Consider the following 21,045-nt stretch of genomic DNA (forward strand, 5'->3'; position numbering starts at 1 on the left):
ATGAGTCTAAATAGACGAGGTAGGATTGTTGTCCTGCCTTTTTACTTTAAGAAAAGTTTAAGTTTTTGTGCTACTTTTCAGGTAAATACTTGACAAAATCAAAAATAGGTCCCAAGACCTATATCTTTGAAAACGTACACGTGCTATAATGTAACTATCATGGGATAGAAAGTGAGAATGTACATGATTAAAATTTATACCATCTCAAGCTGCACGAGCTGTAAAAAAGCAAAAACTTGGCTCAATGCGCACAAGCTCCCTTATAAAGAACAGAATTTAGGAAAAGAAACACTTACCAAAGAAGAAATTTTAGCTATTTTGGCTAAAACTGAAAACGGTATTGAGAGTATTGTCTCTTCAAAAAATCGCTATGCTAAAGCTTTGAACTGCGATATTGATGAACTTAGTCTCAGTCAAGTCATTGATTTGATTCAGGAAAATCCACGTATTCTTAAGAGTCCAATTTTAATTGATGACAAGCGTCTTCAAGTGGGTTACAAGGAAGATGATATTCGTGCCTTCTTGCCTCGTAATATTCGAAATGTTGAGAATGAACAGGCTCGTTTGCGTGCAGCATTATAAGAAGACATCATAAAACATAACAGGAAAAAATGCTTAGCTGACCACAGCTAAGCATTTTTTGGACTAACAACATTTATATTTTAAAAATGCTGAGATATGATTAACACCGAAAGCGAGAGCTTCTTCACTAGGATTCATCTTAGCATGGTGTAAAGGATAGGGCGTGTCAATACCCAGCCAAAACATCACACCTGGAATTTTATTTAGCAAGTAACCAAAATCTTCGCCTGTCATTGCAGGAAGACAGTCAATCAGATTAACATTGGCTTGTCCTTGAAAAAAGTTCATCAGCTCATGTGCTAAATCTGGTTTATTCTCTACAGGAAGATAGCCGCTAGGATTTAGCACGACCTCAACGTCCATATCAAAACTAGCAGCTACCCCTTCTGCAATGGTTTTAACACGCTTTTGAATATGGAGGCTCATCTCTTGTGTTAGTGCTCGGATGGTTCCGTGTAGGAAAGCTGTTTCTGAAATCACGTTGTTTGTGGTACCAGCTTGCATGGCTCCAAAGGTAACCACCCCTCCTTCAATCGGATCGACATTACGACTGACAATTGTTTGAACCTGAGTGATAAAATAGGCAGCTGCTACTAGGGCATCGTTTGACTGATGGGGGAAAGCTGCATGACCACCTTTGCCTTTAAAGGTTACTTTAACTTCACAAGTTCCAGCAAAAAGGGTTCCAGTATTGGTCGCAATATCACCAACTTTCATATCTGGACGAACATGAAGGCCGTAAAATTCATCGGGTTTCCATTCACCGAAGGCCCCATCTTCATACATGAGCATACCACCAGCTAAATTTTCTTCAGCAGGTTGAAAAAGAAAAAGTAAGTTTTCCTTCGGTTGTAGCTGTGTCAGTTTTTCGAGAAGTCCTAGGGCGATGGTCATATGCATATCATGACCACAAGCATGCATGCGTCCGGCATGTCGGCTAGTAAAATCAAGTCCTGTTTCTTCATGGATGGGAAGCCCATCGATATCTGTTCGCCAACCAATTGTTCTTTGAGCAGCGTAGCCTTGAACGAATACAAGGATTCCTGTGCGCCATGTTTTTTGTTTGACAAAAGGCTTGTTCTGGATTAATTCTGCTATTTTTTCGAGGAGATAGGCTTGAGTTTTGAATTCTTCTAAGCCGATTTCAGGGATTTGATGAAGGTCTCGTCTAATTTGGATTAAATCTAAAGCCATAATCATTCTTTCCTAGTTGTGATAAAAGCTGAGCTATGCTCAGCTTTTTAGTCTTAAAGGTTACGTAGAGCTTCTTCTAAGGCTGTCTTTTGTTGAGTTTTGGCATCGATTTGTTTGATCACACGAGCCGGGACACCAGCTACTACAACGTTTTCTGGGACATCTTCTGTGACAATAGCACCAGCTGCAACAACGGCTCCATTTCCGATTTGAACCCCTTCGATAACAACAGCATTGGCACCAATAAGAACATTGTCTCCCACACGAACAGGTTGAGCAGAAGCTGGTTCGATCACACCTGCTAGGACAGCACCAGCGCCGATATGGCTATTTTTACCGACTGTTGCACGCCCTCCAAGGATAGCCCCCATATCAATCATTGTGCCAGCACCAATTTCAGCACCAATATTGATGATAGCTCCCATCATAACAACAGCATTATCTTCAATAGTAACTTGGTCACGGATAATAGCTCCTGGCTCGATGCGAGCATTGATGTGACGCTTGTCTAACAGAGGAACTGCAGAATTACGGCCATCTTGTTCAACAACATAGTCAATATTTTCTGTCATTCCCTCAAGGAGTGGTTCAATATCTTTCCAGTCTCCGAACAGAACATTACTGAGTTGGATGACTGAAGCAGGAATGTCAGCAGCTACCTGTCCAGCATAGGTTACCTTAACATTAGTTTTTTTCTCAGCATTACCAATGTAAGCAATAATTTCTTGTGCAGTCATTTTTTGAGCGGTCATTCTAATCTCCTAAGAGTGTTTGGTTAGCTAGAAAGTAACACAGAATAACGCCACCCGTAGTGTTTCTAGTTAATCAGCTATGGCAAGCTTTAGACAAACCTAACCAAACACCCACTTTCTTCAAAAATAAGTTGATGGTATCTATTATAACAAATAGTCAGAAAATTTGGAAATGATGAAATAAAAAAAGACCTCGGGTGAGGTCTCATAATGTAGAGAAACGTCAATAATGCGTTTTTTGCTAAATCTAATTATTATTCTAATAATGCTGTGATATTGTTTTCACCATGAATGGATTTCCAATCCTTTCGGAAATCTTCAACAGCTTGCATGATAGTATGGGATGAAAGCAATTGTTCGACTAAATCTGGATTGACAGTAATGGCCTGTGCACCAGCATCAAACGTATCGTTAATCTGTTCGATGGTTTTGTAACTAGCTCCTAGTATTTTACTTTGACTACCTGTTCGTTCGATTTCTTTCTGAAGTGATTCAATGACCGCTTTAGAATCAATTCCTAGAGTTTCCATACGATTATAATAGGGGGCTAAATAGTCAGCGCCGGCAGCAATAGCAAGAAAACTTTGTAGTTTTGTATAAATAGCAGTTGCTGTAATATGGATACCTTCACTTTTAAGTTTTTTGATGGCTTTTAGTCCTTCAATAGTGACAGGAATTTTGATGTAGACTGAGGCATCGATGCCTTCTAAAATGGCATAGGCTTCTTCAATCATAGTTTTAGCATTAGTTGCAGTAATCTGAACATGGAGAGATTGTTCAGGTCCTATAATTTTCCTTATTTGTTTCAAATGATTGAAAAAATCAATTTTTCCTTCTTGTTTTAATATAGATGGATTGGTTGTAACCCCTTTGAGCGGAAGAATGTCGTGTAATTGTTTGATTTTCTGAATATTAGCAGTATCAAGTAATAATTCCATAAAATACCTCTTAGGTGTTAATTTTTACAATAGTCCCTTTCGCTAACGTAGGAAGTTGTTCAGCAGAGACATGAAGTGTACCGGGAAGTGAGCTTTCTTCAGAGCCATCAAAAGCGATGGTAATATGGCCAAGATTACTAAGATTTTTCTCAACAACCTTTCCCACTGATGTGATAGGGTAGGATAGGTTATCAATGAGAACAACACCTCCTGGTTGAATTGGTCCAGCTAGGTTTTTATTATCGATGGTAAAGCAAAACTCAGCTAAATCAGCAGGAGCATCCTCCCCGAAGAGAATCAGCATGTTTGCGCCTTCAATCATTTCTTCAGCTTCTGGACCAATTGTAGTTACGGTAGTTTGAAAAACAGTTGTCATGATAGTGTGCTCTTTCTAAGAAAATTATTCTTTTTATTGGTAAAGTCCGATACTTGCTAACCAAGCAACTAAAACACGTGGAACCCCATTTAAAAATCGAGAATAGAGTACAGAAGGGACACCAACTTCTACAGTTTCAGCATCTGCTTCAGTCAATCCAAGAGCGACTGGGATAAAGTCACAACCATTTTGAGTATTGATAGCAAATAAAGCGGGTAGTGCCATTTGTGGCGGAATGTTACCTTTTCCAATTTGAACACCAATTAAGGTTCCGACGATTTGTGAAATGACTGCCCCAGGTCCAAGAAGGGGAGATAAGAAAGGAAGAGAGCAAATAAAACCAATGATAACGAGTCCCCAAATATTACCAGCAAGTGGTGCTAATAAATTAGCAATCCATGTTCCAATACCAGAACCATTGATGATACCGATGAGTAGGGATACAAAAGCCATAAAGGGAAGAATGGTATTAAGCATAGTCTGAATGGCATCACGAGCGGCTTGATTAAAGGTGGCAACCACTTTACCAGCCCCCATTCCAATACGAGCCACAAAACTAGTTTCTGCACGCTGCTCAGTAATTTTTTGATTAGTATCGTAAGTACTTGATTTTGTTTGTTCTTGTTTAGTTTCAATAGTGGCTATTGAAGCACTTTCGTCAGTTCCTGAAATTTGATTTGGACCAACAGCTGATACATAGATATCCTCCGTGATATACTTAGCCAATGGACCGGATTTTCCTGTTGCCACGATATTGATTGTTGGAATCCCTTTTTTAGGATAAATACCACAACGTAGGGTACCACCACAGTCAACAATGGCAAGAGCGATTTCACTATCAGGTATAGATGTTTTAAAGCCGTTAACAGCTTCCATACCTGTTAATGCTACAATTTTATCGACAATTTCTGGTTTCTCTCCACCGCCAGTGATATAAATAAATTTATGTTTTTTATCGGTCGGAGTGATGATGAGAGGGCCACCAAAACCACCATTTCCTTTAACAACCTTAATGCTTTTATATGTCATGTTCGTTCTCCTAGCTATCTTATTTATCTAAGTGGACTGTTTTACTTAATTGAATCCCCTGTTGCTTGCAGACAAATGCTGTAGTAAAGTCAGTTACCCATCCCCCAACAGCATTCATGATAAGCCCCACTAAAAGGTAGCGAATAGCAAGGTCCATTTGGCTAAGACCTAATTTTTGAATTCCAGTAGCAATACCAAGGTAAACAAAGAGTTCCCCAGGATTAATATGGGGGAAGACACCATTAGAAGTGTGGCAAAATTGCATTTGAGCAGCAATATAACTTGGTTTGTAGTATTCTGGTAAGAAACGCCCCATGCTCATTGACATTGGATTTCCTAACATAAAAGCTGACAAGAAGGGGAGTAACATATAGCGTGTTAGAGGATTTTTGGCTGAAAATTCTCCAACTTTATTCATTCTGTCTTCACCGATAAGGGCAATTAAAGCATTCATTGCAACCAATAGCATCAATACTAATGGTACAATACCAGTCATCCAGCTAATAAAAGTATCAGCTCCTGCTTGGAAAAGGTTCATAAAACCTTCTGCAAATTTAGTGATATGATCCATGAGAAACCTCCTAGATTAAGATATTATAATGATTTTTTATTAAGTTTAACGTATGATAATAATGTTTTTACCTGTAATCCCCAATCAATCATTGGAATGTGTTTAGGCGCTTCTTTATAAGTTCCGGCTTCAATAGTGAGGAAGACGTTTCTAGCATCTTCAATAGCAATTTGTGTTAATTTATTTTCCTTGCGAACAAGTGGGTTATAGTGGTCAAGGTAGTGTAAGTCTTGATCCAAGTATTGAGGCATACTTTTAAAGCGTGCCCCAACAGTCACTCCTTGAATTTTTTTAGCGTCCAAAATAATGCCATCTTTATTTATAGCAAACATTACAACCGTTCCAGACTTAAATTTTCCCGAGCGCCGTCCGATGGCAACACGTCCTTTTCGTAGTAATGCGGCATAAACGGTATTGAAATGTTTAATCTGTTTTATTCCAAGAAAAATTTGAAAGATATATGCCATTGCAATAGTAATGGTTAGAACAATTACTGGACTCATCTCAGTACTCCTTTATTCTGGATAAATATTGAAAAATCTTCGTCAGTTTCAATCTGTTTTAGATTTGATTTTAATTCAGTATCATTGGCAATTCTGAAAATATCATCATAGAGTGCTAACAATTCTGTCTCTATTTTTTGTGTTGATTTTTCTGGAATGGCTAGCATAAAAATGAAGTCTACAGATTCTGAGGAAGTGATGTAAGTTTCCTCGAGAACCCCTACCATAAGTATTATTTGTTGTTTCGAATGTGTAGCATGAGGGAATGCAATATTATTTCCAAAGATGGTTGACTGCTTTTTTTCTCTAGTAATGATTTTATGAGTGAATGTTGAATCGATAGGGGTCTCTTTAACCAGCTTATCTGCCATCTCAATGAGATAATCAAAATAATATTCTTTTGGACTTAAACGTATAAATTGGAACTGAGTTGATTGGAAACTCTTTTGTTCCCACTGATTAACTTGTTCCCATTGATTTCTTAACCATTGGTCGTTAAAGAGATTCGTGATCTGAATAACAGGTGTACTAATGTGCTGAAATTTTAAGGGAATAGTGGTAAAAATAGCAGAGTAATGTTCAGCTTGATTAGGCTTGAAATTCTCTTCTGAATATTGATCAATGACAATTTCGTTTCCAAGAACGCGTCTTAGTTGATGATTAATCATAGTAGCAGTCCCCCGACCAGTAGTACAAACAACAGCTATTTGTCTTTTCTGTGTCAAGTGGACAGTATTAGCCTCGCGTAGTTCCATTTCAAAGTATAGCGCTAGATAACTAATCTCTGAGCTTTCTAGTTCATTTTGAAAAAGTTCTTCCAGAACAGTTCCTGCTTTACGGGCTAATTGATAAGCTAGAGGATATTTATTTTTGATTTCTCCTTGAAAAAGATCTGAAGTTTGGCAATAGAATCGAAGTCTATTCAGCAAAAATTTCAGGTGTGTGTGTAAATCACGAAATAATTTTTCAGTATTAATTTCAAGGTCAAAACTATCATTGATTCGTTCCATCATTTGTTGAAAGATAGTGCTGATTAAATCACTTGGTATCTCTTGATAGTTTAAAGTTGCAATGTATTGTAAGTGTAGTGGAAAGGACAGGAAATCTCGTTCTATTTGATTAAGAGAGATCTGGTAAGTGATTTCGATATGATAGACAAGCTCCTCTAAGATATTGCTCTGCTTAAGTTGGTTATTAAAATAGGGAATAATCCCTTCTAAGAAGGAACTAGACTTGATTCTCATGAGGCTAATAGCAATCACTTTTGATAATAGGTCTTGCGTTTTTCTGGGTAGCTGATAACGTTCATAGAGCTCAGATAAAAAGTGTTTGGTATCAGTTTTCAAGATTGTAGTATCAAAGTAAGGGTAAACATTGTAGCAATAAAACAACCGCAGTTGCATCTCATCGCCGTTGATGCTAATCCCACGATTAGGGGTTCCAAAGATGTCCACCTGATAGTGCTTGGCTAACTCTTTTACTTTTCTCAGGTCTTTATTAATCGTTGTACGGCTAACGTTTATTTCTGCTGCTAAATCATCAATTAAAGTTGGTTCGGGATGTTGCATCAGTTTTTTGATAATATATGATATTCTTTTACTGGATGAATTGAAATCACTTTCTTTCTTCAAACTTCCTGATAAAATTTCTTCTAGACGATTGTAGTCAAAGACTTGTAGAGATAACTGGTTATGCTCATTTTTTATACGAATATCGTCGTCCAAAACAGCATTTAATTGTTCGATACTGCTTAGTAATGTTTTTTGACTGACATTTAATTCTTTTTTCATCTCTTGTAGAGAGACTTGAGTTTGACTCACCAAAAAGTTCAGTATTTTATACCAACGTTTTATAATTGCCAATTCATCACCATCCTCAAGTTAAGTTAACCGCGGGTTTTACCACCTGCTATATTCGTAGTCACACCTGTGATATAACTGGCTCTATCAGATATGTAATAAGCTACGAGATCAGCAACTTCACTTAATTTTCCGCTACGTCCAAGGGGAGTAGTACTGGTAGAGGCATAACCTGCACGAATATCGTCTACACTCTTACCTCTAGTATAACCAAGAGCTTCTTCATAGGCCAATGTACGAAGTCCAGTGGCTTCCATGATCCCTGGCGCAATCCCAACGACACGAACATTGTGTTTACCCAGTTCTTTAGCCCAGGACCGTGTATAACTATAAACAGCAGCCTTAGTGGCAGCATAAGCACTTTGTCCTTCGGAACCTTCTAGCCCTGCCTCAGATGCCATATTGATAATAACACCATCTTTTTTCGCTACTAATATGCGCCCCACAGCTTGACTGACCAGGTAGAGCCCTTTTTGATTAATAGTTGTTATTTTGTCAAAGGTTGATTCATCTAATTCGTATCTACCGTGAGGGTCTTTAGGATCAATGAGTAGTCGAGGAATGTTAATGCCTGCATTATTAACAAGTGCATCGACTGTTCCAAACTGTTTAACAACCTCCTCTGTAGCTGCTTCTACTTGCTGGCGAGAAGTGATATCAACTTTTTGAAAGAGTAGATTAGGATGTGTTTCCTCGTTATCAGAAATATCAAAGTTAGCAACATTGACGCCTAAATCAAGTAGTTCGTCAACAATAGCTTTTCCGATACCAGATGAACCACCTGTAACAATAACTGTTTTTCCAGTAATATTTAACCAATCAGTCATGATTAAGCTCCTTTTCTTTTTATAGCTTAATTATAAAGCGCTTACAAAACAAAATTAAGACACACTTTTTTTAGTTATGAAGAAATTTACTGGACTAATGACTAAAATTAAAAAGCCTCTTTCGAGGCTTTCAGTTATATTACAAACGAGCGTTGAGTTCTGCGCCGAGGTCTTCAAATCCTGGTTTGCCGAGAAGTGCAAACATGTTTTTCTTGTAGGCTTCAACACCTGGTTGGTCAAATGGGTTAACGCTGTTGAGGTAACCAGAAAGACCGATAGCTAATTCGAAGAAGTAAATAGCATATCCAAGTGTAAATTCATTTTGTTCTGGAAGAGTCACAAACATGTTTGGTACGCCACCATCGGTGTGGGCAAGAAGAACGCCATCAGTTGCTTTTTTGTTAACAAAGTCAACGTCTTTACCTTGGAGGTAACCGAGTCCATCAAGATCTTCAGCCATTTCAGGGATAAGAACGTTTTTGCGTGGTTTATCAACGCGAATAACAGTTTCAAAGAGATTACGGTAACCTTCTTGGATGAATTGTCCCAATGAGTGAAGGTCTGTTGAGAAGTTAGCAGAAGTTGGGTAAATGCCTTTTTGGTCTTTACCTTCTGATTCACCAGCCAATTGCTTCCACCATTCACCGAAGTATTGAAGTGATGGTTCATAGTTAGCCAAGATTTCAGTTACATAGCCTTTGCGGTAAAGCACATTACGAACGGCTGCGTATTGGTAAGCGATGTTTTCAGAAATTTTATCTGAAGACAATTCTTTGCGTGCAGTGTTAGCACCTTCCATGAGGGCAGTGATGTCAGCACCAGCAGCTGCAATTGGAAGAAGTCCTACCGCTGTAAGGACTGAGAAACGTCCCCCAACATTATCTGGAACAACATAAGTTTCCCAGTTGTTAGCGTCAGCTTCGACTTTAACAGCCCCTTTAACTTTATCAGTTGTTGCATAGATACGTTTGTTAGCTTCTTCTTGGCCATATTTTTTAACCAAAAGCTCTTTGAAGACACGGAAAGCGATAGCAGGCTCAGTTGTTGTTCCTGATTTTGAAATTACGTTGACTGAGAATTCTTTATCTTGAACATATTCTACTAAATCAGCTAGGTAGGTTGATGAGATAGAATTACCTGCGTAAAGAATTTGAGGAGCTTTGCGTTCTTCTGCCGTTTGCAAGTTAGCAAAGTGGTTGTTTAAGAAATCAATGGCAGCTTTAGCGCCGAGGTAAGAACCACCGATACCGATAACAACAAGCACTTCACTGTCAGATTGGATTTTTTTAGCAGCTTCTTGGATACGGGCAAATTCTTCCTTGTCGTAGTTTTCTGGAAGATCAAGCCATCCTAGAAAATCTGATCCAGGTCCAGTGCCTTGACGAAGCATGCTGTCTGCTGCTGTTACTGATGCTTGCATGTAGTCAAGTTCATGCGGTGCAACAAATTGATCGAGAACTTTTGAATAATCAAATTGAATGTGTGTCATTTTAATACTCCTGTTAATTTTGGATTCAGATACTATCATACTCTTTTGTGAGACTTTTTTCAATCATTTCAAATTATTTTTGTAAAATAATGTAAGCGTTATAAACGGTTTTAAATCAAAGTTTTCCCTTACAGAAATTTTCTTGAAAATAATAATTATATTTCAGAAAATCAATAATGCGATTTGATGATTTCAATCCGTGTGATAATACCGTCGCTCATACTATCAACGCGCAAGGCAAGGTCTTTGATATGAATAAATGCTCCGATGGCAACTGTTTTATCTTCTGCTTTGAGATGGCGAGCCATAAAGTCACGCATTAACTCCTTGTCTTTGCAAGGAATATCAACACGAGCCAGAAGATTTGCCATTTTAACCGTTTGGCTACCTCGGACGATGATGCTATTAGGGTCATCGAAGTGACTGAGAAGAAATTTACGTGATGCGAAAAGAATTGACAGACTAATGACCGTCATTAAGGTATCCAAGGCGTTGCCATGAGAAACAACTAGCTGACGGGCTAGGGCAAAAAGTAGGACTTCGATGATGGTCGTTGACGTATGCTTGGTCAACATTTTGATTAGCTCGACCCCGATGGCAATGCTCATCGCCTGATTAAGAAAATTTTGTAAATAATGTTCTATGGTATTGTTTGATGCAAAAACACCTGATATATCAAGTACTAGACGAGTTGTTAGTGTCGCTAAAACAATGGCTAGGATGACAGAAATAATAATTTCAACATAGAAGGACAGCTCATAGAGAGTAGTTTGTAAAAATTTACGCATAAAGACTCCTGATACAGTAGATTGGAAAGGTCATATTTCCTTGTTTTTATAGTACCATAAATGAGCTTTTAAGGTGGAAAGCATTTCCTGAAAATATTAAATCCTTTATATCAAAAAAACTAGTCAGTTAAAAAACTAACTAGTCGAATGAGATGCTTTATAGCAAGCTTAGCACATCGATGTCTGGTCGAGGGTCTGCATTTTTATGATAACGGATTGGTAAGATAATTAGGGAGATAACCATTGTCACACCAGCTATCATCATTAATGACATCAGTGGGTCAGTATCTGTACTTGTTTTAAAGATAATATTTTGAATCAATTGCCATGATGACGAGACAGGAAGGTATGGGCGGATAGCTTTTAGCGCAGGTGCCATGAGGTATTCTGGAATCATAGTACCTGCAGTCACTACTTGGGCTAATGTTAAAGGTAGGGTGACAAGAAAAGCGACTGCGCCCAGAAGCATATAAATAGCTAAGATTAGTTGGAAGCTAACAAAGGTATTGAGGGTTAGAATACCAAGGAGTTTAAAGGTGACTTCCTGATTAAAATGATTAATCCAAGCCAGCATGAGAGCACCAGCTCCGCCAACAGCCAATGAAATCAAGAGATAATCAACTTCAAGAGCAAGCCAACCAAGCCATTTGTGAGAAACATTAGAACGGATTGCCTTTTTAAAGACAAAACTATAAAGGATGATGGATGAAATCATAGCACCGATATAACTGGATACAGGAGCAATCATTGGTGTCATAATGAGGTTCATTTGAGAGGTTGGTTTAGGATTAATATCCTTGCTATTTTCAGAAACGCTATTGAGGTTAACGGCATTTTTAGCCATTTGCGTGAACCGTTCCTGGTATTTAGCTGTAACCGTTTTTTGAATAGAGTCTAGTTTAGTTGGGTCCGTACCAACAGCTTTTTTGATATCGGCTTCGATTTGAGGTTTAGACACTTCCATCATTGATTTAACGAGGATAGCCTGCATTTTTTGACTAGATACGGCTAAGTTGAGTTTGTTTGTCAATTGGTTAGCAACCGTTGTTCCTGTTTGTTTACTGATGGTATCACCAGCACTGTTATAGAAGTAATTGAGCTTGACCGCCTTACCTTGGGCCATATCTTCAGTGTAATTTTCAGGGATATTGATGACCAAAGCAGCCTTATGGTTGCGAAGGATGGCTTTGGCTTTTGTTAAGCTCTGTTCGTCTTGACTGGCAAAATCCAAGGCATTTTTCATGGATTTGACAATATCTTTACCCTTGTCACCGTCCTGATTAACGTAGATAATCTTGCTATTTTCAGGACGGTCAGCTGTGTATTTGTAGCCGCCAATGTAGATACCTATCATGGCCACTTGATAAACCACTGCAATCACCATTGCTATTAACATGAGCTTATTAAGGATGATTTTTTTAAAAGTCATGGGGTCTCCTTTTCTATTTTTCAAATAACAAAGGGTATTATAGGACTATTTTGGGGTGTATTCAATCAGCACTTTTTTTAAAACCGTTGCTTATCAAACGTCCTCTGCAAAATCGTTGTATATTTCAGAAAAAAGACTAAAATAGATATTACTGAGGAGGGTATTCATGGATAAGCGAGTCATCAAAACAAAAAAGGCTATCAAAGATGCTTTTGTCCGATTGCGACAAGATAAGCCTATTGAAAAGATTTATGTGGAAAACTTGTGTCGGGAAGCACTCATCAATAAATCTACTTTTTATCGATATTACACCGATATTTATGATCTTGTGGCACAATTACAAGAAGAAGCTCTAGAGCCCATTCGTCAGTTTCTTTTGGAAAATCCTATTCAAGAAGAGGATATGGCAACTTTTTTGGATGACATTCAAACGACAATTCGTCAGGTTTACAGTGAGAATAGAGCTTTGTTTACCAACCAAGACGAGACCTTAGAAAAAACCTTTCAACTCTATCAAGAGACCATTTCAGAGCAACTACCAGAGACTGTTCAGTTAAGACTTTCTTTTGCGGTAGGAGGAGCCTATGCAATCTTGAAAAACAATCATTACAGATTGACCAAGGAACAAGAAGATGTCTTGTATAACCTCTTTAAACGTATTTTTGCCGATTAAAAAAGCTGGGATAACAGTACCCAGCGTAATATTTTTAGAGGTTCTTTTGGAAGAGACCATGTTGAGAGTCTCAGAGACCGGAATGACTTTTTAAAGAAAGAAGTGAGAGGATCATTAGTTTTGAACCATTTTAGATCGAATCACTAGGCCTAACGATTGGGGACAAAATCGTCTCCGTTTTCATAGATCAAAAAGAGAGGCGAGTTGTGCGGGGTAACTTTTTTTGCAGATAGAAAACCAAAACAGTGATTTAGCTTTCTGTTTCAGCGATTAACATATCTGCTGCAATAGTGATTTCATTTAGATCTTGCCAATCAATCTTATCCAAGTTAACATGGAAAAATAATGGTGTCATCTGAGCAAACGTCAGCAGCTCTTTTTGAGTGGCAGGATGGGTTGTTGTGAGATGGCTTTTGTGATAATTTGGAAATGCCTGGCTAAAATGATGGAGAATCTTAGCATTTGAGTAGGTTTTATTTCTTAATTGTTCAAAAGCAGCTTGGCGGAGTTCCGAAACGTGTTCACTTGCTGTCACCACTTTAATCAGTTTGCCACCAGGCTTTAAGACACGCTTAAATTCTTGATAGTTAGCAGGGGAGTAGATGTCAAGAATAACATCAACGCTGCTATCGGCCAGAGGAAGTTTGGCTAAATCCCCCACAAACCAGGTCACACGTTTTTCAGTATCTTTTTGGGCAGCCAGTCGAATGGATTGTTTTGATAGGTCGAAAGCGATGATATGATTTTTCTTATTTTGAGCGAGTTGACGTGCGTAGTATCCTTCCCCGCAAGCCACATCGAGGATCACCTTCGTTTTGTCATCGTTACTAATTTCTTTGGCAATGGCCTTTAAAATAGGGTCATAAAAACCTGCTTCTAGAATGTCATGACGTCGCGCAAAAGAGAGTTTGTCATAATGTTTATCGGGTTTGTTGTTGAGGATTAGATTAATATAATGTTGTTTGGCAATGTCAAATGAGTGTCCCTTTGTGCAGACTAATCGTTTGGGTTGATAGTCCATAGCAGCGAGACAGACAGGACAGGTAAAAAGAGGGGCTAATGATTTTAAGGGGTGAGACATGATGTTCCTTCCATGGAAAATGATAGGCTAATGATTTTAGGTTACTGATTTTAACATGATATTGCCTCATCAGTGAAGTGAGGCTTTAAAAAGTATTTCTTTGAGAAGTAATCCTTTACATTATAACATCTTTCGTCAAAACCTTCTCAAGGTATTCCTTTTATAACCTATCCCAATATGGAGAAGTATAAGGGAGCCAAGTCATCTACAATCTTTTGAGTTTCTTGTAAACAGCCAAACGATATGGGATTGATTTAGAGAAATGCATGACTTATCTTCTAAAAAGGAGGTTTTAGAGGCTCATTTGCCGTGAACTAAAGACATTCAGAAGACGTGCAAGTAGCAAAACGTTCCAGAGTCAGCTTGACTTTGGAACGTTTTTAATAGACTCCGTTATGGGGCGCTTGCAAAAAATTAGCTCTATAGATCTGAGACACCCAAAGACCCCAACCGTTAGTATCTCTAGCGGTTGGGGTCTCTTTGATCCTTTGACTTGATCAACTCGTCGTTGACAATCGTCTGTAACGATTCAGGACATGTCTTGACAAAAATTTAATCAGTAGTAGTGCGATAAAATTAGTCTTCACTATCTCTTTTACGCTTCTTAGAAGCCAGTAAGGCAGCTAGACCGATTGCCATACCACCGTAAGCTGCAGCTAGGTAGCTGCTTGTCTCACCTGTATTCGGTAAGTTTTCAACACCTTTTGCCATGTACTTATCAGAATTGTTACGACGTGTTGACGCTGTCGGAGTCACTGGAGACTCAGGAGATTCTGGAGTCTTAGGAGCATTCGGTGTGTCAGGCATGTCTGGAGTACCTGGTTTTTCAGGTGACTCAGGAACTTTCGGCACCTCAGGCGTTTCCGGCGTTTCTGGTTCTTTCGGTACCTCAGGATTTTCTGGCACTTCTGGTTTTTCTGGGGTGTTTGGTACATCTGGATTTTCCGGCTCTTCAGGAGTATCGGGCACTTCCGGTTTTTCTGGTTCTTCCGGTACTTCAGGAGTATCAGGAATTTCCGGCACTTCTGGTACTCCTGGTTTTTCTGGTTCTTCCGGTGCCGTTAAGAGTCTATAAACGTAAGTCACATGGATAGTCCCTTCGCGTAATTCCCCTTCCACCGGCTCACTATTTGGATGAACTCTCACTAGTTCATACGATTTTCCATTAAAGACAATGGTACTTGGTTTATCCGTTTCATTATCGACATTGTAAGGCTCATGTGCATTACTCTCTTCAGCCAGTTGGGCATTGATGTAAGTTTTCGTTGTGACTACTTTCTTATCTTTGACATTGTCACTAGCAATAACATTTCCATCTTCATCGACGTAATGAACGATGACATTTCCTTCCACTTGTTTAGTGGTTAACTCAGCCGTTGGTCTGTCCACTGTTGGGTAGTCGTTTGGTACTTCACTTGTTTTAAGCTTGTAGACATAAACGACGTGTCGAGTGCCTTCAATATATTCACCCTCAACAGGTTCGCTTTCTTCGTGAACACGGATGAAGCGGTAGTTATCCCCCTCAAATGGAATTTCGTCAGGTTTTAATTCCGGTGTGGTTGTATCGTACGTTTCACCAGTTGGTACGGATTCAGCCAGTTCACCGTCAATGTAGGTTTCGGTTCTGACTTCTTTTGTTGGGAGCTCTTGGTTCGGTGCAATGACCTTGCCATTTTCATCGACGTAGTGAACGACGACATTACCTTCCACTTGTTTAGTGGTTAACTCAGCCGTTGGTCTGTCCACTGTTGGGTAGTCGTTCGGTACTTCACTTGTTTTAAGCTTGTAGACATAAACGACGTGTCGAGTGCCTTCGATGTAGTCTCCTTGCACAGGTTCGCTTTCTTCGTGAACACGGATGAAGCGGTAGTTGTCGCCTTCAAATGGAATTTCGTCAGGTTTTAATGCTGGTGTGGTTGTATCATACGTTTCACCAGTTGGTACGGATTCAGCCAGTTCACCGTCAATGTAGGTTTCAGTTCTGACGACCTTAGTTGGGATCTCTTGGTTTGGTGCAATGGTCTTACCATTTTCATCGACGTAGTGAACGACGACATTACCTTCCACTTGTTTAGTGGTTAACTCAGCCGTTGGTCTGTCCACTGTTGGGTAGTCGTTCGGTACTTCACTTGTTTTAAGCTTGTAGACATAAACGACGTGTCGAGTTCCTTCGATGTAGTCTCCTTGCACAGGTTCGCTTTCTTCGTGAACACGGATAAAGCGGTAGTTGTCGCCTTCAAATGGAATTTCGTCAGGTTTTAATGCTGGTGTGGTTGTATCATACGTTTCACCAGTTGGTACGGATTCAGCCAGTTCACCGTCAATGTAGGTTTCAGTTCTGACGACCTTAGTTGGGATCTCTTGGTTTGGTGCAATGGTCTTACCATTTTCATCGACGTAGTGAACGACGACATTACCTTCCACTTGTTTAGTGGTTAACTCAGCCGTTGGTTTCTCCACAGTTGGGAAGTCGTTAGGGATGTTGCTCGTTTTGAGTTTATAGACATAAACGACGTGTCGAGTGCCTTCAATATACTCACCCTCAACAGGTTCGCTTTCTTCGTGAACACGGATGAAGCGGTAGTTGTCCCCCTCAAATGGAATTTCGTCAGGTTTTAATTCCGGTGTGGTTGTATCGTACGTTTCACCAGTTGGTACGGATTCAGCTAGCTCACCGTCAATGTAGGTTTCGGTTCTAACTTCTTTTGTTGGGAGCTCTTGGTTCGGTGCAATGACCTTGCCATTTTCATCCACGTAATGAACGACGACATTTCCTTCTACCTTTTTAGTGGTTAACTCAGCCGTTGGTCTGTCCACTGTTGGGTAGTCGTTTGGTACTTCACTTGTTTTAAGTTTGTAGACATAAATGACGTGTCGAATGCCTTCAATATACTCACCCTCAACAGGTTCGCTTTCTTCGTGAACACGGATGAAGCGGTAGTCGTCCCCCTCAAATGGAATTTCGTCAGGTTTTAATGCTGGTGTCGTAGCATCGTAGGTCTCGTTAGTTGGGGTTGCGTCAGCGAGTTGTCCATCAATGTAGGTTTCAGTTCTGACGAGCTTAGTTGGGATCTCTTGGTTTGGTGCAATGGTCTTACCATTTTCGTCTACGTAATGAACGATGACGTTGCCGTCCACTTGTTTAGTGGTTAATTCAGCCGTTGGTTTCTCCACAGTTGGGAAGTCGTTCGGTACTTCACTTGTTTTAAGCTTGTAGACATAAACGACGTGTCGAGTGCCTTCAATGTATTCCCCTGATACAGGTTCACTTTCTTCGTGAACACGGATGAAGCGGTAGTCGTCCCCCTCAAATGGAATTTCATCTGGTTTTAATGCTGGTGTCGTAGCATCGTAGGTCTCGTTAGTTGGGGTTGCGTCAGTGAGTTGTCCATCAATGTAGGTTTCAGTTCTGACGACCTTAGTTGGGATCTCTTGGTTTGGTGCAATGGTCTTACCATTTTCGTCTACGTAATGAACGATGACATTTCCTTCCACTTGTTTAGTGGTTAGCTCAGCCGTAGGTCTGTCCACAGTTGGGAAGTCGTTCGGTACTTCACTTGTTTTAAGCTTGTAGACATAAACGACGTGTCGAGTGCCTTCGATGTAGTCTCCTTGCACAGGCTCACTTTCTTCATGAACACGGATGAAGCGGTAGTTGTCGCCTTCAAATGGAATTTCATCTGGTTTTAATGCTGGTGTCGTAGCATCGTAGGTCTCGTTAGTTGGGGTTGCGTCAGCGAGTTGTCCATCAATGTAGGTTTCAGTTCTGACGAGCTTAGTTGGGATCTCTTGGTTTGGTGCAATGGTCTTACCATTTTCGTCTACGTAATGAACGATGACGTTGCCGTCCACTTGTTTAGTGGTTAATTCAGCCGTTGGTTTCTCCACAGTTGGGAAGTCGTTCGGTACTTCACTTGTTTTAAGCTTGTAGACATAAACGACATGTCGAGTACCTTCGATGTAATCCCCTTGCACAGGTTCGCTTTCTTCGTGAACACGGATGAAGCGGTAGTTATCCCCTTCAAATGGAATTTCATCTGGTTTTAATGCTGGTGTCGTAGCATCGTAGGTCTCGTTAGTTGGGGTTGCGTCAGCGAGTTGTCCATCAATGTAGGTTTCAGTTCTGACGAGCTTAGTTGGTATTTCTTGGTTTGGTGCAATGGCCTTACCATTTTCGTCTACGTAATGAACAACAATATCGCCTTTTACCTCTTTAGTGGTTAATTCTGCTTCAGGTAATTCTTTTGTTGGATAGTCGTTTGGCACTTCACTATTACGAGGGATTTCTTTGTAATACACATTAATGGTGCGAATATGACGCGCTTCTTCCGCTACGCAGTATTCTGGTTCTAATCCTTCACGCACTTGTTGTGCTCGTTCATGACTAACTGCTTCTACAATCGCATAGTTATCATAAGTTAGGGCAAATCCTGCGTTACGTCCATCAGTTGATGAGAAGAATGGCGGTGCAACCGTACCCATTGTCTCAGTTTGAGTAATTGTTACAGACCCAAAATTAAATCCTTTTGTGTAATATTGGGGATTTTCTACCTTTTTATAAATATATTCTTGCTCATCTATGTCAGAGCGAACATAGGTATAATCTTTAAGAAACTCTGGTGACCCCTCTCTAAAATAAGGATCTAGCGTATCGGTCGCTGCTTTCGTTTCCGTTTTTAACAAGGTTCCATCTTCTAAATAATGATTGACTGTCACATTCGGTGTAATCGTTACATTACGGTGGAATGGCGCATTTTTATCAGCGACTTCAGCTAGAATTTCGCGGCGGACATCGGTACGATATGGACGATGGTTGATATTATAAGTCGCCTTACGATCATCCATCTCCGTTGCGCGGCGTGTCGTGTCGTCTCCAGTAAATAATGCATCGTAACCGTCAGGATTATCTGCTAATCGACGCGCATCATAAATACCGTAGTAATCTTGTAAAATAGACTGTTTATTGATATTGTAGTTTTGATCATAAATCACTTGTAATAATGCTTTATTGGTTAAAACAACATTACCATCTTGTAATTTGGGTAAGGTTAAGGCAACCCCTTCAGAGACGAATGTTGTCTGTGTTTGATCCGCTGGGACTTCGTCAACAGGTATTAGTGTTTCAGAAAGGATAACTTTTTCACCTGTCTTTTGATTGAGGCCATACTCTGTGTATTTATAGTGTTCTTTACCGTCCACCATCGCACGTTCAGTTGTCGGTTGAATATCCACGAGTACTGCTCGGCGATACTCATTTCCAGCAATACTTAAACGAGCAGTTTCCGCTATTCCACTATTTTCCGTTATGCGGGCATTAGTCACTTCTGGATAATAGCCAACATGTGATTTTAATGTAATGGTCTTGTTAAATGGCATCCAAGCTGTTTTAGAATAAGTAACATCTTGTCCGCTATAGTCAGGAAACGGACTTGCCTCACGCTTGTCATTAGTTGTTTTTGTGGCGGTTCGATAGGATACCGTATAAGTTACATCAGTTGTCGTATTATGGTTATATAAATACGCTTTGTTATCGCCTTGTCGGTTTTCAACATTATGCGCATCATTCACGACGGTCAACAAAGGGGTTTGACCACGCAAACGCCTACCTTCTGGGCTGGCACTATTTACAATACCATATAATCCTCCTAGTGTTGAAGGATTTTTCGCTAATTGAGCAGGTGTTAATTCTTGCCATGAACGACCATCATAAAAATCACGTATATGTGCGTTAAATGCAGACGAGGCTGCTTCTGTCACTGTCGATACTTGACTCCCTTCAACAACAGACGCTACCACCTGTTCTGACTTATTCGTAGACACCCAATTACGGCCATCCGCGCCTTTGAATAAGGCTAAATACGATTCATGTCCGTCGGATCCCACTAATTTAAACTCAGTCATTACTGGTTGGTTTTCTTGGGTAGCCATCCAGTCCAATACTTTATTTAAATCAATGACCCCTTCTTCGCCAAATTGTTGTACTTGCAGTGTGTCTTCAATGGTGCGAATTTCTTTGGCTTCAACTGTTTCGTAGGCTTTTATTAAGTCAGTGTATTGGCCTTTTGCGATTTTGTTTAGTCCATCCAAGTTTTCTACTACATGATTTGGCGCAATGTTAGACTCACCTGTTTTGTATTTTTCATAGGCACTTTTATCATAGGATAAGCTGCCTGCTTCGTAGCGTGTGGTGCGAATGGTGTTATCATCTTCAACTACTTTTGGTTTGACACCTAATGCGATGGTACCAGTCGTTGCACCTTCTTCAGTCGTATTTTCCGCATAGCCGAAATCTTTAGTAGGATCTTCCTTGATTTCATATTTTGTAACAGTTTCGCAACAAGTTGCTTGAGTTTTTGCTGCATCTTGTTCTTCAGAGTTCGCTTCTGTGATAACTAGTTGTTTCTTTGGATCTGATTCAGTAGCAGGGGTTGTATCTTGTGGTGCTGTGGGTTCAGAAGTAGGTACAGGTGTACTTGCTAAAGCAGTGTTGTCTGTTTCTGAACTACCTTGAGTTGCTTGCGAGACTTGTGTTGTACCTGAGGTGGCTTCTTGTGCTAAGACTGCATGACCACCAAACAGGCTTACACCAATCAAAGCGGAAGCAACACCGAGTTTAAATTTTCGAATTGAAAATATCTCTCTACGTTCCATTCTATAAAATTCTCCTTTAGTTCTAGTTTTATTTTTCTGCATGTTTAACTTATTTTAAAATCTCTCTAGTGTCGCGTTAGATTGAGACTAATAGTCATTGATTAGTGGAATTATCTGTGTTTATATGATTCATTCTAGTTCAATTTCCTGAAAACGATTAGTATTTTCAGACTTTTTGAATTAAAAAAAGTTATCAAGAAACAGCCACACCGACTTTTAAAGCAATGAGAAGTAACTCAATGCCGTTAAATTAATGCAAAATCATTAATTATGTTCTGCGATTTTTATAGTTAAATTTTTAGT

The 21,045-nt window shown here is 39.7% G+C and carries 16 protein-coding genes; 2 read left to right on the forward strand and 14 right to left on the reverse strand.

The window, feature by feature from the left end; all coding sequences use genetic code 11:
• Positions 1 to 183 precede the first annotated feature (183 nt).
• The gene (spx, locus tag A2G56_RS07755) at positions 184 to 582 is read left to right on the forward strand and encodes a transcriptional regulator Spx (protein ID WP_026217660.1); all 399 of its coding nucleotides are present in this window, start codon (positions 184 to 186) and stop codon (positions 580 to 582) included.
• A 63-nt stretch (positions 583 to 645) separates the two neighbouring features.
• On the opposite strand, the gene A2G56_RS07760 is transcribed toward spx, so the two are convergent.
• The 12 genes from A2G56_RS07760 to A2G56_RS07815 form a co-directional block, all read right to left on the reverse strand.
• Positions 646 to 1,776 (reverse strand): N-acetyldiaminopimelate deacetylase, encoded by a 1,131-nt coding sequence (locus tag A2G56_RS07760; RefSeq protein ID WP_062711105.1) that lies wholly within the window; start codon positions 1,774 to 1,776, stop codon positions 646 to 648.
• Positions 1,777 to 1,829: 53 nt separating this feature from the next.
• Entirely contained in the window at positions 1,830 to 2,528 is a 699-nt protein-coding gene (dapD, locus tag A2G56_RS07765; RefSeq protein ID WP_062711109.1) for a 2,3,4,5-tetrahydropyridine-2,6-dicarboxylate N-acetyltransferase, read from the reverse strand.
• A 254-nt stretch (positions 2,529 to 2,782) separates the two neighbouring features.
• Complete coding sequence (locus A2G56_RS07770) at positions 2,783 to 3,466, reverse strand: fructose-6-phosphate aldolase (RefSeq protein ID WP_062711112.1); 684 nt, start codon at positions 3,464 to 3,466, stop codon at positions 2,783 to 2,785.
• A gap of 10 nt (positions 3,467 to 3,476) precedes the next feature.
• Positions 3,477 to 3,842: a PTS glucitol/sorbitol transporter subunit IIA gene (locus A2G56_RS07775; RefSeq protein ID WP_062711115.1), complete on the reverse strand. Its 366-nt coding sequence runs from the start codon at positions 3,840 to 3,842 to the stop codon at positions 3,477 to 3,479.
• Positions 3,843 to 3,875: 33 nt separating this feature from the next.
• The gene (srlE, locus tag A2G56_RS07780; RefSeq protein WP_062711118.1) at positions 3,876 to 4,871 is read right to left on the reverse strand and encodes a PTS glucitol/sorbitol transporter subunit IIB; all 996 of its coding nucleotides are present in this window, start codon (positions 4,869 to 4,871) and stop codon (positions 3,876 to 3,878) included.
• Positions 4,872 to 4,890: 19 nt separating this feature from the next.
• On the reverse strand, positions 4,891 to 5,442 hold the full coding sequence (gene srlA, locus A2G56_RS07785; protein WP_062711121.1) for a PTS glucitol/sorbitol transporter subunit IIC: 552 nt from the start codon (positions 5,440 to 5,442) through the stop codon (positions 4,891 to 4,893).
• 23 nt (positions 5,443 to 5,465) lie between these two features.
• Positions 5,466 to 5,945 (reverse strand): transcriptional regulator GutM, encoded by a 480-nt coding sequence (locus tag A2G56_RS07790; protein WP_062711124.1) that lies wholly within the window; start codon positions 5,943 to 5,945, stop codon positions 5,466 to 5,468.
• On the reverse strand, positions 5,942 to 7,807 hold the full coding sequence (locus A2G56_RS07795; RefSeq protein WP_062711127.1) for a BglG family transcription antiterminator: 1,866 nt from the start codon (positions 7,805 to 7,807) through the stop codon (positions 5,942 to 5,944). The genes A2G56_RS07790 and A2G56_RS07795 overlap by 4 nt, the downstream gene beginning before the upstream one ends.
• Before the next feature lie 23 nt (positions 7,808 to 7,830).
• A complete protein-coding gene (locus A2G56_RS07800; protein WP_062711129.1) occupies positions 7,831 to 8,631 on the reverse strand; it encodes an SDR family oxidoreductase in 801 nt (266 codons plus the stop codon).
• 139 nt (positions 8,632 to 8,770) lie between these two features.
• On the reverse strand, positions 8,771 to 10,120 hold the full coding sequence (locus tag A2G56_RS07805) for a glucose-6-phosphate isomerase (RefSeq protein WP_062711132.1): 1,350 nt from the start codon (positions 10,118 to 10,120) through the stop codon (positions 8,771 to 8,773).
• Between the two features lie 170 nt (positions 10,121 to 10,290).
• A complete protein-coding gene (locus tag A2G56_RS07810; RefSeq protein ID WP_062711134.1) occupies positions 10,291 to 10,908 on the reverse strand; it encodes a hypothetical protein in 618 nt (205 codons plus the stop codon).
• A gap of 157 nt (positions 10,909 to 11,065) precedes the next feature.
• Positions 11,066 to 12,337, reverse strand: a complete 1,272-nt coding sequence (locus A2G56_RS07815) for a YhgE/Pip domain-containing protein (protein WP_062711138.1) — start codon at positions 12,335 to 12,337, stop codon at positions 11,066 to 11,068.
• A 166-nt stretch (positions 12,338 to 12,503) separates the two neighbouring features.
• Here A2G56_RS07815 and A2G56_RS07820 point away from each other — a divergent pair, with 166 nt between their 5' ends.
• Positions 12,504 to 13,010, forward strand: coding sequence for a TetR/AcrR family transcriptional regulator (locus A2G56_RS07820; RefSeq protein WP_062711141.1), 507 nt, complete (start codon positions 12,504 to 12,506; stop codon positions 13,008 to 13,010).
• Positions 13,011 to 13,260: 250 nt separating this feature from the next.
• Here A2G56_RS07820 and A2G56_RS07825 read toward each other — a convergent pair whose 3' ends face one another.
• Together A2G56_RS07825 and A2G56_RS10495 are read right to left on the reverse strand one after the other, a co-directional pair.
• Entirely contained in the window at positions 13,261 to 14,091 is an 831-nt protein-coding gene (locus tag A2G56_RS07825) for a methyltransferase domain-containing protein (protein WP_062711143.1), read from the reverse strand.
• A 576-nt stretch (positions 14,092 to 14,667) separates the two neighbouring features.
• The gene (locus A2G56_RS10495) at positions 14,668 to 20,742 is read right to left on the reverse strand and encodes a MucBP domain-containing protein (protein WP_062711146.1); all 6,075 of its coding nucleotides are present in this window, start codon (positions 20,740 to 20,742) and stop codon (positions 14,668 to 14,670) included.
• Positions 20,743 to 21,045: the final 303 nt, after the last annotated feature.

It is taken from the genome of Streptococcus halotolerans (assembly GCF_001598035.1).
Lineage (GTDB): Bacteria > Bacillota > Bacilli > Lactobacillales > Streptococcaceae > Streptococcus > Streptococcus halotolerans.